This window comes from Aeromonas cavernicola, assembly GCF_002795305.1.
In the GTDB taxonomy this organism is placed as follows: domain Bacteria; phylum Pseudomonadota; class Gammaproteobacteria; order Enterobacterales; family Aeromonadaceae; genus Aeromonas; species Aeromonas cavernicola.
On record NZ_PGGC01000089.1, the window covers coordinates 1 to 16,983 of the forward strand.

At 55.3% G+C, this 16,983-nt stretch carries 15 protein-coding genes; 13 read left to right on the top strand and 2 right to left on the bottom strand.

The genetic code is table 11. The annotated features are described in order from the left end of the window. Positions 1-1,577 (bottom strand): chromosome segregation SMC family protein (locus CUC53_RS10075; protein WP_157798247.1); only part of this gene is annotated, 1,577 nt, incomplete at its 3' end. 111 nt (positions 1,578-1,688) lie between these two features. Between CUC53_RS10075 and cysZ the strand changes: the two genes are divergently transcribed. The 9 genes from cysZ (at position 1,689) to frdD (ending at position 13,368) form a co-directional block, all read left to right on the top strand. After that, positions 1,689-2,453 (top strand): sulfate transporter CysZ, encoded by a 765-nt coding sequence (cysZ, locus tag CUC53_RS10080; RefSeq protein WP_100294041.1) that lies wholly within the window; start codon positions 1,689-1,691, stop codon positions 2,451-2,453. A 198-nt stretch (positions 2,454-2,651) separates the two neighbouring features. Beyond that, positions 2,652-4,772 carry an alpha-amylase gene (locus tag CUC53_RS10085; RefSeq protein ID WP_100294042.1) on the top strand — a complete coding sequence of 707 codons (2,121 nt, stop codon included), beginning with the start codon at positions 2,652-2,654 and terminating at the stop codon, positions 4,770-4,772. A gap of 183 nt (positions 4,773-4,955) precedes the next feature. Beyond that, entirely contained in the window at positions 4,956-5,600 is a 645-nt protein-coding gene (locus CUC53_RS10090; RefSeq protein ID WP_100294043.1) for a response regulator transcription factor, read from the top strand. A 165-nt stretch (positions 5,601-5,765) separates the two neighbouring features. After that, on the top strand, positions 5,766-6,941 hold the full coding sequence (locus CUC53_RS10095; RefSeq protein ID WP_100294044.1) for a patatin-like phospholipase family protein: 1,176 nt from the start codon (positions 5,766-5,768) through the stop codon (positions 6,939-6,941). Positions 6,942-7,643: 702 nt separating this feature from the next. Then, on the top strand, positions 7,644-9,521 hold the full coding sequence (locus CUC53_RS10100) for a methyl-accepting chemotaxis protein (RefSeq protein ID WP_100294045.1): 1,878 nt from the start codon (positions 7,644-7,646) through the stop codon (positions 9,519-9,521). 541 nt (positions 9,522-10,062) lie between these two features. Further along, positions 10,063-11,847 carry a fumarate reductase (quinol) flavoprotein subunit gene (frdA, locus tag CUC53_RS10105; RefSeq protein ID WP_100294046.1) on the top strand — a complete coding sequence of 595 codons (1,785 nt, stop codon included), beginning with the start codon at positions 10,063-10,065 and terminating at the stop codon, positions 11,845-11,847. Beyond that, complete coding sequence (locus CUC53_RS10110) at positions 11,840-12,574, top strand: succinate dehydrogenase/fumarate reductase iron-sulfur subunit (RefSeq protein ID WP_100294047.1); 735 nt, start codon at positions 11,840-11,842, stop codon at positions 12,572-12,574. The genes frdA and CUC53_RS10110 overlap by 8 nt, the downstream gene beginning before the upstream one ends. 28 nt (positions 12,575-12,602) lie before the next feature. Beyond that, positions 12,603-13,001, top strand: a complete 399-nt coding sequence (locus tag CUC53_RS10115) for a fumarate reductase subunit C (RefSeq protein ID WP_100294048.1) — start codon at positions 12,603-12,605, stop codon at positions 12,999-13,001. Positions 13,002-13,011: 10 nt separating this feature from the next. Further along, on the top strand, positions 13,012-13,368 hold the full coding sequence (gene frdD, locus CUC53_RS10120; protein WP_100294049.1) for a fumarate reductase subunit FrdD: 357 nt from the start codon (positions 13,012-13,014) through the stop codon (positions 13,366-13,368). A 25-nt stretch (positions 13,369-13,393) separates the two neighbouring features. Here frdD and CUC53_RS10125 read toward each other — a convergent pair whose 3' ends face one another. After that, positions 13,394-13,693, bottom strand: coding sequence for a hypothetical protein (locus CUC53_RS10125; protein WP_100294050.1), 300 nt, complete (start codon positions 13,691-13,693; stop codon positions 13,394-13,396). 292 nt (positions 13,694-13,985) lie between these two features. Here CUC53_RS10125 and CUC53_RS10130 point away from each other — a divergent pair, with 292 nt between their 5' ends. The 4 genes from CUC53_RS10130 to CUC53_RS10145 all read left to right on the top strand — a co-directional run. Then, positions 13,986-14,369: a hypothetical protein gene (locus CUC53_RS10130; protein ID WP_100294051.1), complete on the top strand. Its 384-nt coding sequence runs from the start codon at positions 13,986-13,988 to the stop codon at positions 14,367-14,369. Between the two features lie 80 nt (positions 14,370-14,449). Further along, positions 14,450-14,992: a DUF3601 domain-containing protein gene (locus CUC53_RS10135; protein WP_100294052.1), complete on the top strand. Its 543-nt coding sequence runs from the start codon at positions 14,450-14,452 to the stop codon at positions 14,990-14,992. A 552-nt stretch (positions 14,993-15,544) separates the two neighbouring features. Continuing rightward, on the top strand, positions 15,545-16,237 hold the full coding sequence (locus tag CUC53_RS10140) for a hypothetical protein (RefSeq protein WP_100294053.1): 693 nt from the start codon (positions 15,545-15,547) through the stop codon (positions 16,235-16,237). Between the two features lie 269 nt (positions 16,238-16,506). Beyond that, on the top strand, positions 16,507-16,983 hold a 477-nt coding region (locus tag CUC53_RS10145), incomplete at its 3' end, for a pseudouridine synthase (RefSeq protein ID WP_157798248.1).

The following is a 16,983-nucleotide window of genomic DNA, read 5'->3' on the forward strand; positions in this document are numbered from 1 at the left end:
CGGCCCAGCACTTTGTCCAAGGCGCTGGCCCACGCCGGCGCCACCTGCAGGCGGTCGGCCAAGGTAGCGCCCACTATCTGCTCGCCAAGGATTTGGCTTAAGGTCGCCAGCCGTGCCTCGATCTCGCGCAGCAGCCCCTGCTGCTGGTTGTGAGCCTGTTTGGCCTGCTCATGGTCCGCACTGGCCTTTGCCACTTGCGCGGCCAGCCGCTCCTCATCGCTGCGCTGCTGCGCCAGCGCTGCGGCCAGCGCATCGAGGGTCGGCTGCAGGGTGTCAGCGTCATCGCTTGGGGGCTCAGCTTGTTCATCTTCCAGCTTAAGGCGGGTGAGCCGGGGTTTAGCCTGCAACTCTTGCAGCCCATTGAGCTCGGTGCGGGTCTGGTTCAAGCGCCCTTGCGCCTGCCCTACTTGTTGCTGCCACTGTTGCTGGCTGGCACGCGCGCGTTCGAGCTGGGCACTGGCGTGCAGCCGCGCCTCCTGCTGTTCGCTGAGCCACTGCTCGCACTGCTCAAGCCGAGCACTGTCCAGCTCGCAGGCCAGCTCCCGCTCATTCAGCTGCGTCTGGTGGCTACTTACCTGGGCCTGACGGCTGGCAATCCGCTCTGTCAGAGCGTGACGCCGCGCTTGCCAATCTCGGCCGAGCTCATGCTGGTGCAACTGCTGCTGCTCAAGACGGGCGATGGCTTGCCCCCCCAGAAAAATCTGCTGCTGACGACTGGCTTGCTCCGCTTGCGCCTCTTGCCGTGCCACCGACAGGGTGACATGACGCCCCTCGTTAGCACTGCGTTTGGCATCGAGTGCCGCCAACGCCTGCTCCGCTTCGGCCAACTCATCCTTGGCGGCCGCAAGCCGAGTCTCTAGCGCCCACAGCTCAGAGCCAATCAGCTCGGCACGGGCGGCACGCGATCGCCCCTTGAGCTGTGTGTAGCGTTCGGCCGTTTCAGCCTGCGCCTTGAGATGAACCAGGCGAGCCCCGAGCTCGCCGCGAATATCGCCAAGGCGTTCGAGGTTCTCTTGGGTGTGGCGAATACGCTGTTCGGTCTCGCGGCGCCGCTCCTTGTAGCGGGAGACGCCAGCCGCCTCCTCCATAAACAGCTTGAGGTCAGCCGGGCGCGACTCCACCAGCCGACTGACGGTGCCCTGCTCGATGATGGCGTAGCTGCGGGGGCCAAGGCCGGTGCCCAGAAACAGGTCGGTGACATCCTTGCGGCGGCACTTTTGGCCATTGATAAGGTAGTGGTTGGAGCCGTCGCGCAGCACTTCACGGCGCACCGAGATCTCGGTAAAGCGGCCAAACTCGCCGGGCACTCGGTGATGGGGGTTGTCAAACACTAGCTCGACCGACGCCCGCCCGTGGGGGCTGCGGTTAACCGAGCCGTTAAAGATGACATCGGTCATGTTCTCGCCGCGCAGATGGCGGGCCGAACTCTCGCCCAGCACCCAGCGCACCGCGTCGATCACATTGGATTTGCCACAGCCATTGGGCCCCACCACGGCGGTCATGTCGGCATGCAGCTCGATACGGGTCGGCTCGACAAACGACTTAAAGCCAGCGAGTTTGATCAGTTTCAGACGCATGACGACCTACAGCAGTGGCTAAATCGGGAGGGGGCGGGTTGGCGACTTTACCAAATCCAACCCTTGTTTGTAATATGCGGGCTGTTTCCCCCATGGATAGATTGAACTGATATGAAGCAACCTCATACCGTCACGGCCTCGCTTAGCGGTGCCAGCTACTTTTTACGTGGCTTTTCGCTGATTCGTCAGCCTGGTATCCGTACTTTTGTGCTGATCCCCCTGTTGGTTAACATGCTGCTGTTTGCGGGCGCTTTTTATGCCCTATTAATGCAGCTTGATGGGCTGTTTGCTTGGCTGGATCAGCAGATCCCCAGCTGGCTAAGCTGGCTTGATTACCTGCTCTGGCCCATCGCTGTGCTCACCATACTGGTGGTGTTTTCCTTCATCTTCAGCTCGGTCACCAACTGGCTAGCGGCCCCTTTCAATGGTCTGCTGGCTGAAAAGGTGGAGCAGATCCTCACCGGCGAAGCCCCCAATGACAGCGGTATGCTCGACGTCGTCAAGGATGTGCCGCGCACCTTTGGCCGCGAATGGATCAAGCTCAAATACTACCTGCCCAAGGCGCTTGGCTGCCTGATCTTGTTTCTGATCCCGGTCATCGGCCAGACCTTGGCCCCGTTACTGTGGTTCTTGTTTAGCGCGTGGATGATGGCGATCCAATATGTGGATTACCCGTTTGATAATCACAAAATCGATTTTATTACCATGCGTGACGCCCTCAAGCAGCAGCGGGGGAAATCCCTGAGCTTTGGGGCGCTGGTGACCCTCTGCGCGGCCATTCCATTCGTGAACTTGCTGGTGATGCCGGTTGCGATCTGCGGCGCCACCGCCATGTGGGTTGATCACTATCGTGCGGCTCAGCTCGCCCAGCGTTAACTGGCCCTAGGTGAACGCTTAGGCTTGGGCTTGGGCTTAAGTGGACGTTTGAAAAAGGGGGACGTTTGAAAAAGTGGACGCTTGAAAACGTCACCATTTGAACGGATGTCACAAATCGGGATGTTGCTGATCAACGAGCGCATCCCCTCCCCCTAGAATGGGCACTCAACCCAAACTGGCCCGCTCAAGGAATGGCTTATGCGCCCCTCTCTTCGCCTCCATCGCCACTTATCTCCCCTCTGGCTCGCCTTGCTGGCCACCCCACTGCTTAGCCAACAGGCGATGGCCGCCCCCGAGGTTCGCCTCTATGTGGATGGTCAGCCGGTCGCGACCCCGATCGCGCTGGACAAGGGCACTGTGGCGCTGACCCATCCCCTTGCCAAGGGGAGCCACCAGATCCGCATCAGCGACGCAGACAACAGTTGCGGTACCAGCTTTGGCCCGAGCGAGAGCAAGCCGCTCCCCTTCGGCACCGCCCAGCCCATGGACAAATGCAGCAAGGATCAGAGCTTTACCCTTCGGGTGATGCTGGCCGGGGAGTATCAGTTCACCTTCAACCCGGATACCCCCAGCCTCAAGGTGCTGCGGGCGACCAAGAAGAGCGAGTTCAAGCGCCAGCCACCACAAGAGCCCTGCATCAGCTGGGATGGCGGCCCGGTCACTGTATCCCTCAAAGGGGTCTGGCCCGATGGCACCCGGCTGCGGGATGCTTATTCCAGACAGGAGGCCCTGGTCAAGGGGGGCAAGCTGACCCTGACCCCGACCAAAGAGAGCGGCGGCCTGCTGCTGCTCGAGCCGGTCAAGGCAGCCAAGCCAGCGCCGTTCAGCTGGGATCAGGCGAGTGTCTATTTCCTGCTGACTGACCGCTTCCACAACGGCGACCCTGCCAACGATCACAGCTTCGGCCGCCAGAAGGATGGTCAGGACGAGGTGGCCACCTGGCACGGTGGCGACTTCAAGGGGCTGACCGAGAAGCTCGACTACATCAAGAGCCTCGGCATGAACGCCATCTGGATCACCCCCATGGTGGAGCAGGTGCACGGTTTCATTGGCGGCGGCGAGCAGGGCAACTTCCCCTTCTACGCCTACCACGGTTACTGGGCGCTCGACTTCACCAAGATTGACCCCAACTACGGCGATGAAGAGCGCCTGAAAACCCTGGTGGACGAGGCCCACAAGCGCGGCATGCGGATCATCCTCGACGTGGTGATGAACCACGCCGGTTACGCCACCCTGGCCGACCTGCAGGATCTGGGGCTCACCGATCTGACCCAGAACACAGCCAAACTGCCGACAATCTGGAACCAGTGGAGCCCGAGCGGCGATCTGAACTGGCATGGCTACAACCAGTTCATCGACTATCAATCGCCAGCGTGGAACCAGTGGTGGAGCGGTGACTGGGTGCGCGCCGGTCTGCCCGGCTACCCGCAGCCCGGCACCGACGATGTCACCGGCTCGGTGGCAGGGCTGCCGGACTTTCTGACCGAATCGACCAAACCGGTAGGGCTGCCGCCGCTGCTGGCGGTGAAAAAAGATACCCAGGCCAAGGTGCTGCCCGACGCTACCGTGAGCGACTACCTGATCGCCTGGCACACCGACTGGGTGCGCCGCTTTGGCATCGACGGTTTTCGGGCCGACACCGTCAAGCATCTGGAGCCCGAGGTGTGGGCCAAGCTCAAGCAGGCGGGCACCACTGCGCTCAAGGAGTGGAAAGCCACCAACCCGGACAAGGCACTCGACGATCTGCCCTTCTACATGGTGGGCGAGGTGTGGGATCACGGGGTGGCCAAGGATTTCTGGTATCAGAATGGTTTCGACTCGCTGATCAACTTCGACTATCAGCGTGAGTTCGCCCTGCCCCAGGCCCAGTGCATGGCGGGAGCCGAGCCCACCTATGCCAGCTACGCCAGCCGCATCAATCAAGACCCTGAGTTCAACGTGCTGAGCTATATCAGCTCCCACGACACCAAGCTGTTCTTTGGCGACTATCAGGATGTACCGCTGCAGCGTAGAGTCGCCAACAGCTTTATGCTGCTGCCGGGCGGCATCCAGCTCTACTACGGCGACGAGTCTGGCCGAGGACTGGCCAAGGATGGCGGGGTGTTCGATCAAGGCTTGCGCTCGGACATGAACTGGCAGGAGCTGGCCAGCGGCGAGAAGGCCGAGCTGGTCAAGCACTGGCAGCAACTGGGCCAGTTCCGCGCCGCCCATCCGGCCATTGCGGCAGGCAGCCACCAGAAACTCTCGGATGCCCCTTACGCCTTCGTGCGGGAGAAGGGGGATGACAAGGTGGTGGTGGTCTTTGCCGGCCGGCCATAACAGCCTCTGATGAGCAGGGGTGGCACCTAGTGAGCAAGACCATGGCCGTTGGCAACCACGGCGAAATTCATATTGCGAGAAGATCACATTTGCCAACTTGCGGGTTTGACCCTCTAGGGGGGCGATGCTAGTTTGGTTTTTCAAAACAATCAGTTAGCAACAATGTGAGTCATTGACCAAGATATGGACAGTCAATTTACCATCGTCATTGCGGATGACCATCCCCTGTTTCGGGGCGCCCTTTATCAAGCGGTACATATGGCGATCAGCGATGCCCAGCTGCTGGAAGCGGACTCCATCGACAGCTTGCGTCACCTACTGGGGGAGCACCCCGAGGTTGACCTGCTGCTACTTGATCTGAAAATGCCGGGGGCCAACGGCTTCGAGGGGCTGGCTCATCTACGCGGCCAGTATCCTGACCTGCCTATTGTGGTGGTCTCCGCCTCGGAAGAGCCGGCCATTATTCAACAGGTATTGCGCCTTGGCGCACTCGGTTTTATTCCCAAGTCGGTGCCGATGAAGGAGCTGGTCAACGCCCTCAATACGGTGATCGGGGGGGATAACTGGGTGCCGGAGGGCATCTCGCTCCACGCCGACGCGGAAGATGGCCCCGATTTCGCCAGCAAGCTGGCCAGCCTCACCCCCCAGCAGTACAAGGTGCTGATCATGCTGCGCGACGGCAGTCTCAATAAGCAGATTGCGTGGGAGCTGAATGTTTCCGAGGCCACCATCAAGGCCCATATCACCGCTATTTTCCGCAAACTCGGGGTCAAGAACCGCACGCAGGCGGTGATCGCGTTACAGCAGTTGCATATCGTGGAGAGCTAACCCGCCGCGCAGTGGCTCACCCCACTAGGTACGGTGGTGGTATGGCGCGGCCATAACGGCCTTTGAAAAAACCCATGACTGCCCATTTTTATATTTGATACAACGCCTTATAGTTAAGTTGTCAGTGGATATTTCTCTTTCTGGATAACAATAAGGCGCCAGCATATGGCCAGACTCAATACAGCGTTGTTGCTCACCGGTGGCGGGGCACGCGCCGCTTATCAGGTGGGTGTCCTCAAGGCGATCGCTGAGCTCTACCCCCGCAACATCGGCATCCCCTTCCCTATCTTGTGCGGCACGTCCGCTGGGGCGATTAATGTCACGGCGCTGGCCTGCTACGCCTCTTGTTTCCATCTGGGGGTACGTAAACTGGAGTGGGTCTGGCGCCGATTCGAGACCCATCACATCTTCGACTTTCATCCCGGGCGCTTGTTGTGGCGTTTGATGTATGAGGGCTCGGCAGGGCTGATTAGCCGCCAACCTAACCGCGCCTTTCATCTGTTTGATAATGCGCCGCTGCGCCGCATGTTAGATCAGCTGATCGATTATCGCCGCATTGATGACAACATCCGTTATGGCACCCTCAATGCACTGGCCATTACCGCATCGGATTATGATGATGGCCGCTCCACGACCTTTTTTCAGGGCCACGGCGATCACCAACCTTGGACCCGCGCACGTCGGCGCGGGGTGCGCACAGCCCTTCATTCCGATCACTTGCTGGCCTCATCGGCGCTGCCGTTTATCTTCCCAGCCACCCAGATTGATAACACCTTTTACGGGGATGGCTCGATCCATCAACTCAGCCCGTTGAGTCCCGCCATCCATCTAGGGGCTGAGCGTATTTTACTGATCGCCCTCGACCCGCCCAGCCATGCGGCGCAGGTATCGCAGCGGGGTTATCTCACCAGTTCCAATATCGCAAGCCACCTGCTCAATACCGTGTTTACCGACACCCTCAACTCTGATCTAGAGCAGTTACTGCGGGTCAATCAGACCCTTGAGCTGATCCCCGAACGTGATCGCCATAGCTTGAATCTAAAACGGGTCGACACCTGTCTACTTAAACCGAGCCAAGATCTCGATGCCATTGCGCTCACTTATCTGCACACATTACCGGCACATGTGCGCCGCTTGCTGCGCGTGCTCGGAGTAAAAGGGGACGAGGCCAGTAGCTTGGCCAGTTTTTTGATGTTTATTCCGGGCTATTGTCAGCATCTGATCAGGCTTGGCTATCAAGACACCCTCAAAGAGCGGGCCCGTGTCGCCGATTTTCTGGCACTGGACACCCTCAGCAAGCAGGAGCTGGCGGACGAAAACAGAATCAAATTGGAAGCCTGACCCGCGCGCCTCTCACGGCGCGCACTCGCGCATTGTTGAGCTGTGCGCTTAGCGCCGCGCCCAGTCGGTGTTATGGGCGTACCAAGCTAATCGCATCGCTCGGCGAGGCCCACACCGCCGCAAACTAACGTGGCAAGTGACATCCCCCTTATGAAATAGGCCCCCACTCGGTTACCAAATCGGTTTAACCCACTATTGCACCGCGTAGCCTGACCCAGCCAATATGCCCCATCAACAAATAACCTACCAAAACATCCAAACGCTACGCCATCTGGCATCGTCCACATTGAGGCGGTGCCTTATTTTCGCTGGGCTAACTGACAGGCGTGAAGAGGAGGATTAATGGTCAAGCAGATACGTCATTCCCACTAATATCGGGGCAGTTATTTACACCGCAATTGATATTTAAAGCGGGGCACTTAAAACATAATACGGGTAAAAAATAAACTCTTTCAGGCTATGCGGGGTTGTATTTGATGGTGTTATGGCCGTATATAGTTTTTTGCTCGCAAAGAGCACTGAAAATAGACCCGCAATATCCGTTGAACGTCTGTTTTCAGGATCTTTGTCTGTCTCGTGGAATAACTCATGGAATAAGCCGAGGAATAATAAACAAGATTCAAAGTCAGCCGATAGAGGGATGGGTTCAAACAAGAACGTGTTGTCACACACTGCAGATGGAAGCACTTCAAGGATGTCACTATGAATTTATCGATCAAAAACAAGCTCGTCTTTGCTATTGGGATCATCATCTTGGTGATAACAGGCATGCAGGTCTGGTACAACACCTCGCAACTGCGCAGTGAAACGCAGCGGCTAGTGTGGAGTTTTATCGATGAAAGCTCGATCGCTAACGTACAAGCCATTGCTGGCTGGCTAGACACCAAAATTCAGCTTGTTGCTGCAACCAAGGATGCGTTTGCACAAGAAGATGAGCCAATCAGTCATTTGGCACAATCTAAACAGGCGGGTGATTTTGCCTCCGTCTATGTCGGTACGAATAACGGCAAAATGATCCAAAGTGAAAATACCCCGCTGCCCGCCAATTATGATCCTCGGCAACGCCCTTGGTATCAAGAAGCGATGACCATGGGCAAATTGGTGGTGACCCCCCCTTATGCGGATGCGGGCACCGGCCAATTAATTATCACCATTGCCGAGCCCTTTCAGCGAGGAAATACCCAAGGGGTCATCGCTGGCGATATTTCCATCGATGGCTTGATTAAAGATATTCTCAATATCAAGACCGAGGGCACCTATGCCATGTTGCTCGATAGCAAAGGCACCATTATTGCCCACCCAGATGCCTCTCTTACCCTAAAACCCGCCACCGCTATTTCGCTCGAATTAACACCTGATGGAATCAAGCGCATCGCCAACGATGGCACCATCTCCGAAATGCTCGTGAGCAATAAACAGAGCATATTTGACCTAAATCAGATCCCTAATACGGACTGGTATTTCGGCATTGTGGTGGATGATGCCGTGGCCTACCGCGCGGTGAGAAGCATGGTCTCTTCTGCCCTGCTCCAAGGCTTATTTACCATCTTGGTGGTGGCGGGTTTCTCATATATCGCGATTCATCGCTCGTTATTTCCACTGAAAAAACTGGGAGATGCCATTGCAGACCTTTCGCAAGGCAACGGAGATCTGACTCGCCGTATTAAGATTGAGCGCCAAGATGAAGTCGGTATTGTGGCCAGTCACGTCAATATTTTCATTGATAAAATTCATCAGATGGTGCAGGACATTTCCAACTCCTCTGGTGAGCTTAACCAACAAGCCAAAACCTCCCACAGCATGGCGGAAAAGGCCAATCAGGGCTTAGCGCACCAGCAAAGTGAACTCTCCCAGATCGCCACTGCGGTGCATCAAATGTCGGCCACCGCAGTCGAGGTCGCCAACAACGCCGAGCAGACCGCAGAAGCGGCTCGCACGTCGTCCAATAGCTGTGAACACGGTAAGCAGGTGATTGCTCGCAACCAGCGTTCTATCACCGATTTGGCGACTCAGGTTAAGCACGCCTCCAACATCATCCAAGAGCTAGAAAAGAACGCCCAAGAGATCAACACCATCCTCTCTACCATTCAAGGCATTGCCGAACAGACCAACCTACTGGCGCTCAACGCCGCCATCGAGGCGGCCCGTGCGGGTGAACAGGGTCGTGGTTTTGCGGTAGTGGCTGACGAAGTACGGGTGCTCTCCCAGCGCACCCACAGCTCAACGGTGGAGATCCGCAACATGATTGAAACCCTGCAACGTAATACCCAAGGGGCGGTCAGCACCATGCACGAAGGCCAGTTACTAGCCCAGCACAGCGTCGATGATGCCAATGATGCCACCCAAGCACTGGAGCAAATCGCCGAGTCCATCAACCAGATCTCCGACATGGCGACCCAGATCTCCAGCGCCGCAGAGGAGCAGCGGGCCGTCACCAGTGAGGTAAGCCGCAACATTCAAGCGGTCAACGATGTCTCTGATGAGCTCACTGCCGATGCCGATGGATCTCGCCAAATCTCGGAGCAGCTTAAAAATATTTCCGGAGAACTCAACACTCAGGTCGGCATGTTCCGTATCTGATGGGGCAATCTCAGGGGCCAACCACTGGCCCCTGCATAAATGTTCTCGCCACTCAGGGATCATGGCTGCGATGAGAGGGAGCCAGAGAACGCAAAACACCGTTATAGACTCCATTGCTACTGGATCGCGACCGACCGCCCCCTCTTGCCATCGTGATAGTACCCGTCATTACCATTACTTTTCCTAAGCCAACCTGATGTCAGCTCAACATTTCTCAGCAAAAAACAAACTTATTTTTAGTGAATACCTAAAAAGAGAGGTGATTCTCATTTTTTCTGGAAAAAACCAAATACAATCTTACGCTTAGCCGCTCATCTCGGCATATAGCCTTGCTGGGTTTGAGCCAATCCCCCCCCTCGAATACGCAGTTTCGCCCAGGGGTTGCGGCATAAATTGGGCCCCACACAGGGCTGGATGTGACCTCAATAAGAAAAAGTACCCGTGAGCGGGAATAACCCAAAGCGCTTTGACTTGCATCAAGCCTGAATTTTTTTCATAGCGCAAAATCGTGCCCAGCAAATCTATCCCTAAGGAGGCAGATGTGGATATTATTAAGACCGATGTGGCCATCATCGGCGCTGGCGGTACCGGCCTTCGCGCCGCGATTGCCATCGCCGAATCCCAGCCAGATCTGGATATCGCCCTGATTTCCAAGGTCTATCCAATGCGCAGTCACACGGTCGCCGCCGAAGGGGGCGCCGCCGGCGTGGTACGGGATGATGACTCCCTCGATAACCACTTTAACGACACCGTCTCCGGTGGTGACTGGTTATGCGAGCAGGACGTGGTCGAGTACTTCGTCAACCACGCCACCCAAGAGATGATCCAGCTGGAGCACTGGGGCTGCCCTTGGAGCCGCACCCCTGAAGGCAAGGCCAACGTGCGGCCGTTTGGTGGCATGAAGGTGCCGCGCACGTGGTTTGCAGCTGATAAATCCGGCTTTCACATTCTGCACACCCTGTTTCAAACCTCGATCAAATACCCAAGCATCAAGCGCTTCGACGAGCATTTCTGTCTTGATCTGATCGTGGACGAGGGCCGCGTGCAGGGCGTGCTGACCTTTGATATCCAAAACGGCATCACCCGTTTCATCCAAGCCAAATCGGTGATCCTCGCCACCGGTGGGGCTGGCCGTGTCTACCGCTACAACACCAACGGCGGCATCGTCACCGGTGATGGCATGGCACTGGCTTATCGCCACGGCGTACCGCTGCGGGACATGGAGTTCGTTCAGTACCACCCAACCGGTCTGCCGGGCACCGGCATTCTGATGACTGAAGGGTGCCGAGGTGAAGGCGGCGTGCTGCTCAACAAAGATGGCTACCGTTACCTGCAAGACTATGGCTTGGGCCCAGAAACCCCGATCGGCCAGCCAAAGAGCAAATACATGGAGCTGGGGCCGCGCGATCGGGTCTCGCAAGCATTCTGGCAAGAGCAGCAAAAAGGCCGAGTGATCCAAGGCCCGATGGGCGATGTGGTGCACCTTGACCTGCGTCACCTCGGCGAGCAGTACCTCAACGAACGCCTGCCCTTTATCTGCGAACTGGCCAAGGCCTACGTCAACGTCGATCCGGCCAAAGAGCCGATCCCGGTGCGGCCAACCGCCCACTACACCATGGGGGGGATCGAGACGGACAGTCAGTGCGCCACCCGTCTGGCGGGGCTCTACGCTGCCGGCGAGTGCGCCTCGGTGGGTCTGCACGGCGCCAACAGACTGGGCTCCAACTCCCTGTCGGAGATCGTTGTATTTGGCAAGCTGGTCGGCGAGCAGGCCGGTCACTTTGCCAAGACTCAGCGCCACGGCAATACCGAGGCACTGGCCGCCAAAGCCAAGGCGCTGGTTAAACAGCATCTCGCGCTGCTGGATGTTGACGGCACCGAGAACCCCGCCGACATTCGTAACGAATTAGGCATGTCGATGGAAGCTGGGGTCGGTATCTACCGGACCGAAGCGCTGATGCAGGCCACCATCGACAAGATCAACGAGCTCAAAGCCCGTTACAAAAAGGTCAAAATCAACGATAAATCCTCGGTCTTCAACACCGATCTGCTGTACGCCATCGAGCTGGGTTACATGCTGGATGTGGCCGAAGCCATGACGCACTCCGCCATCAACCGCAAAGAGTCCCGTGGTTCCCACCAGCGGTTAGACGGCTTTGAAGCCCGTGATGACGTCAACTTCCTCAAGCACTCCCTCTCGTTCTACAACGGCGGCGAGGCGCCCACCATCGATTACTCCGAGGTGAAGATCACGAAGTCCCAGCCGGCAAAACGGGTGTATGGCTCCGAGGGTGAAAAACAAGACGAGGCGAAGAACAATGGCTGAGATGATGGAAATTGAGATCCTGCGCTACCGCCCAGAGCAGGACAACGAGCCTTGGATGCAGAGCTTTCAGGTGCCCTACCAACGTGAGATGTCACTGCTCGATGCGCTGCAATACATCAAGGATCATCTCGACTCGACGTTGAGCTTTCGCTGGTCCTGCCGGATGGCCATTTGTGGCTCCTGCGGCATGACCGTAAACGGCGTGCCCAAGCTCGGCTGCAAAGCGTTTTTGCGTGACTACCTGCCGGGCAAGATGACGGTCGAGCCGCTGAACAACTTCCCGATCGAGCGGGATCTGGTGGTCGACATGAGCGACTTCATCGAGAAGCTAGAGAGCATCAAGCCTTACATCATGCCAAGTGAGCCGCGCAATCTGTGCGATGGCGAGTACACCCAGACGCCAGCCCAGATGGCGAAGTACAAACAGTTCTCCCAGTGCATTAACTGTGGCCTGTGCTACGCCGCCTGCCCGCAATATGGCATCAACAAGCAGTTTATCGGCCCTGCCGCGTTGGCACTGGCCTATCGCTACAACGCCGACAGCCGTGACGGCGCAGCCAAAGAGCGGATGCGGATCATCAGCCAAGACCAAGGGGTCTGGGGCTGTACCTTCGTGGGCTACTGCTCAGAGGTGTGCCCCAAAGGCGTTGACCCCGCCGCAGCGATCCAACTGGGCAAGGTGGAAAGTGCCAAGGATTACATGATCGCCATGTTCAAGCCGGACTGAACTCACGAGTTAGCGCAGGAATAAGACCATGAACAACACCGATAGCAAACGCAAACCCTATGTACGGGAAATGAAACGGGACTGGTGGCTAAAGAACGCCTTCTACACCGGTTACATGATCCGCGAAGGCACCAGTATTTTTGTCTCCATCTACGCCGTGGTGCTGATGTGGGGCCTGATGCGACTGGTACAAGGTCAGGAGGCGTTCAACGGCTGGCTGGAATCCCTGCAAAACCCGCTCGCCATTCTGTTCCACGTGATAGCCCTCGCGGCGTGCCTGTTTCACGCCAGCACCTGGTTCGCCCTGGCGCCAAAAGCGATGCGGATCTTGCGCGGGGAGCAGTTAGTCCCAGAAAAGCCCATCGTGATTGCCCAATACGTGGCACTGGCGCTGGTATCCCTAACACTGCTGATTATTGTGTCTTGAGGAGAAGATCATGAGACGCTCTGACGAACCCATCTACTGGGGACTGTTTGGTGCAGGCGGGATGGTCGTGGCCATGTTGCTGCCCGCCATCGTATTGATCACTGGGCTGCTGGTGCCGATGGGCATCATGGACGTAGAGACCATGAGCTATGATCGCGTCCTCGCCTTCGCCAGCTCGTGGTGGGGAGCCTGCTTCCTGTTAGTCATCATCGCTCTGCCGATATGGCACGGGATGCACCGCATCTATCACGGCCTGCACGATCTCGGGGTGCATACCACCAAGCTGCACCACTATCTGTTTTATGGCTTCGCGTTCTTGGTCTCCGCCATCACCGTCGGCCTGTTGATGGCACTGGTATTCCAATAACGCTGGCCCGCTGGCGACAAGCAACCTAGCCAACGCCCCTGCTGCACCAGTGAGCCCCCGCTGACTGGTGCATTTTTATAAGCAAACGCCCTCGTCCGACGTCGCTCGGCGGCATCACGACCTGCATCAAGACGGCCGGTGACCTTATCCCTGCCAAGGGGGGCATATCACGCCCCGCCGGTAAGCGGTAAGCGGTAAGCGGTAAGCGGTAAGCGGTAAGCGGTAAGCGGTAAGCGGTAAGCGGTAAGCGGTAAGCGGTAAGCGGTAAGCGGTAAGCGGTAAGCGGTAAGCGGTAAGCGGTAAGCGGTAAGCGAATGCTAGACATCCCCGCCCCTCCGTCAACCCGAGGTGGGAGGAAAAGCCGCCGATTGAGTGAGTGAGCGCAAAAAATCGGGATGTTATGCAGACTTGCCCTGCTTTTCCCCTCACAAATACAGCGTCTTTTGACTTACCATAGCCATCCAGACCCTATTGAATTGTTATGGGTTGCTGCCAGTGCGGGTCAAGGGAGCAATTGGAAGCAGTCATTCATGGGCGGTAGCGTGGAATGTGACGGCGTTACGCCTTGCGCAGAAAGGGGGGGATCTTGGAATTTTGACTCATAGGAAAAACGGACAATGGTTCAATCTAGCGGTGCTGAAATGCTGTTAATTCTAGGCGGAAGCGTTTTGATTGCATTTATGGGGTGGGCGTTATCATCTGCTAAATCCACTTCAAACGCTGTTGATGCCGATGAAGCATGGACCAAGATGCCTGCCAGTGGAAAGTACACCCTGAATTTTTACCGGCAATCGGGGAACCATCACAGAACGGTCGAGGTTTATGGCAGCCGCAGTGATGTAGAATCAGAAATATTTAAGGTTTTCCAACGAGCTGGAATTGATGATCAGTTTATGGTTTTCAGTCCAAGCAATGGTATTGACTACCGAAGGACACATTACAACCACAGAGGGTCAAACGAAGGTAAGAAAGTGGGTGGTTGTTTGGTGACCGCGAATTAGAGAACAGAAAAGTAGGTGTTCAGTAATCTATTAACCACCCCTTAAATACGCATTACGCAAAATGAGGAAATCATCTTTCAATGTATCTTAGGGAAGCAATTGAGAAAGCACTATCACTTCTCAACAAAGATAGTTCCAATAAGAAGAAGCTATTAAGTTCATATTTTTCATATGAGAGCAATACTGGCGGTATCAACTGCCCAGATAGGAATATTCTTTTCTTTAAAAGTACGAGGGAAGGAGTAGATGGTGAAATTACCATTTCCATGAGAGGAATGGACAAAGAAAGAGATATCACCCTTAGCAAAGTTATTACAACGGAAAATGAGCTGATATCATTAGTTAAAGAATGGCAAAAGGTTATTTATTGGTGGCAATCTAGACTTTCGTTCTATCGGCTAGAAAGCAGTGCTGAGTATAATATAACGCGAGATTTTTCTGATTTAGATGGCCGAAATTTAAAAAATGGAACTACCTTCTCGTTACTAGCGAAAGACCTCTTTGCCAAAGAGGAAGGATACACTTTAAAAACAAGCATAGGAACAATAAGGCTTCACGGTCAGATTAATCGCCTAATTATAGAAAATCTAGATCTATACATAGACGAGGCTGGTAGTGCATAAAATAAAATCATCTCAAATGTTGGGCTACACATCGTAGGTTGGTGCAGAACGAAGTGAAGCCCAACGTTCACCGCGAAATCTATCGACACATTTGTTTTACCGATCGCCCCAATCCCTATTTATCCCGCTCTGATTGAGCTGATAATATTGGTCTGTTGGGCTTCGCTACGCTCTGCACCAACCTACCAACACCACGCTACCGCCTTTGCATCTCAGCGGTCAGTCTGCTGCTTTTTACAGTGGCACTGGCTTGGCTTATAGCTGACTCCTGCGACAAATAGCCACGCGGCTATGCTACGGAACGGGGTTTTAAGTGAGAAGCGCAAGCCGGCGGTTTTCCAAAGATCTAGGATACCCACATCTCTGAGCAAGCTGTAATATTACGAGCTAACCAAATATAGGAGCCTAAATTTTATCGTGATATTATCGTTCAATTCGGTAATGAGAGAGTTATTGTATTAATTAACACCTCACACAATTAATAACTAGTTATTGAACGCCCATTTTACGCATCATTAACACACTATAGTGTCATACTAAAACGGACATATTATGAAAACAGGATTATTCCTCCTATTGATCGTGTTGCAAGCACAGGTGTTGGCAAACGAGTCTAAGCAGGTAGTAAAAAATCTGCTCGATTTTGTTCCCAAGGGATATATCGTCTTTGAGAAAACCGAGGGAGATTTAAATAAAGATGGCCAGAGTGACATGGTCATCATTATCAAAGGGACTGACAAGCGTAATGTCATCACTGATGAGTATCGCGGTGAACTGGATCGTAACCGACGAGGACTGATTATCGCGTTTAAGAAGGGCGATCATTATGAGCTGGCACTGGAAAACCCGAGTTGTTTTTCCTCAGAAAATGAAGATGGTGGCGTCTATTTTGCCCCTGAGCTGTGGGTCTCTATAGATAAGGGTATCTTACAGATTCATTATGGCCATGGGCGTTATGGTTATTGGTCTTACAAATTCAGATATCAAAATGCCAGTTTCGACCTGATTGGCTACGACAGTAGCGACAACAGGGGCCCCCTTGTCGAGCGGATAACGAGCATTAACTTCTCTACCAAGAAGATATTAATAAAGAAGAACATCAACCAAGATGCCCAAGAAGATGGTGATGAAATTTTTAAGGAAACGTGGAAACGTTTTTCTTTACCTGAACCATTTACCCTTAAAACCGTCACAGATTTTGATAGCTTCTATTACGACAAGCTGTACAAAATTATCGACGAATAAGCATCATCTCAAATATTGGGCTACACATCGTAGGTTGGTGCTGAACGAAGTGAAGCCCAACGTTCACCGCGAAATCTATCGGCACATTTATTTTACCGAACGCCCCCATCCCTATTTATCCCGTACTGATTGAGCTGATCATGCTGGTCTGTTGGGCTTCGCTACGCTCTGCGCCAACCGACCAACACTAGGCTACCGCCATCATTGATCCGCCCCTCCCCACCCCCTGTGGTACACTCGCCGCCATCTTCTGCCACCGTGGGTATCTGATGACCTCGTCCCGTTCCCGTCCCTCTGCCAGCCGTTCGCCGCGCGATAACGCCTCGCGCACGGCGGCCAAGCCAGCGGCGCCACGCCCTGCCGCCGCCCGCAAACCGGAGCGGATCCCCGCAGATCGCACGCTGTTACTGCTCAACAAGCCCTATATGGTGCTCTGCCAGTTTACCGACGAGGCGGGCCGCGAGACCCTCAAGGATTACATCACCGAGCCCGGCATCTATGCGGCTGGGCGGCTTGACCGCGACAGCGAGGGGCTGCTGCTGCTCACCAACGATGGCAAGCTGCAGGCACAGCTGACTCAGCCGGGGGAGAAGACCCCCAAGACCTACTGGGTGCAGGTAGAAGGGATCCCGAGCGAAGAGAAACTGGCCGCCCTGCGCGCCGGTGTGGAGCTCAATGACGGCATCACCCTGCCCGCCGAGGCGCGCATCATGGATGAACCTGCGGTGTGGCCGCGTCATCCGCCG

Bases quoted from the DNA above. Each gene is read 5' to 3' on its own strand.
- cysZ (WP_100294041.1), top strand. From the start codon at position 1,689: ATGAAGCAACCTCATACCGTCACGGCCTCGCTTAGCGGTGCCAGCTAC.
- CUC53_RS10085 (WP_100294042.1), top strand. From the start codon at position 2,652: ATGCGCCCCTCTCTTCGCCTCCATCGCCACTTATCTCCCCTCTGGCTC.
- CUC53_RS10090 (WP_100294043.1), top strand. From the start codon at position 4,956: ATGGACAGTCAATTTACCATCGTCATTGCGGATGACCATCCCCTGTTT.
- CUC53_RS10095 (WP_100294044.1), top strand. From the start codon at position 5,766: ATGGCCAGACTCAATACAGCGTTGTTGCTCACCGGTGGCGGGGCACGC.
- CUC53_RS10100 (WP_100294045.1), top strand. From the start codon at position 7,644: ATGAATTTATCGATCAAAAACAAGCTCGTCTTTGCTATTGGGATCATC.
- CUC53_RS10110 (WP_100294047.1), top strand. From the start codon at position 11,840: ATGGCTGAGATGATGGAAATTGAGATCCTGCGCTACCGCCCAGAGCAG.
- CUC53_RS10115 (WP_100294048.1), top strand. From the start codon at position 12,603: ATGAACAACACCGATAGCAAACGCAAACCCTATGTACGGGAAATGAAA.
- frdD (WP_100294049.1), top strand. From the start codon at position 13,012: ATGAGACGCTCTGACGAACCCATCTACTGGGGACTGTTTGGTGCAGGC.
- CUC53_RS10125 (WP_100294050.1), bottom strand. From the start codon at position 13,693: ATGTCTAGCATTCGCTTACCGCTTACCGCTTACCGCTTACCGCTTACC.
- CUC53_RS10130 (WP_100294051.1), top strand. From the start codon at position 13,986: ATGGTTCAATCTAGCGGTGCTGAAATGCTGTTAATTCTAGGCGGAAGC.
- CUC53_RS10135 (WP_100294052.1), top strand. From the start codon at position 14,450: ATGTATCTTAGGGAAGCAATTGAGAAAGCACTATCACTTCTCAACAAA.
- CUC53_RS10140 (WP_100294053.1), top strand. From the start codon at position 15,545: ATGAAAACAGGATTATTCCTCCTATTGATCGTGTTGCAAGCACAGGTG.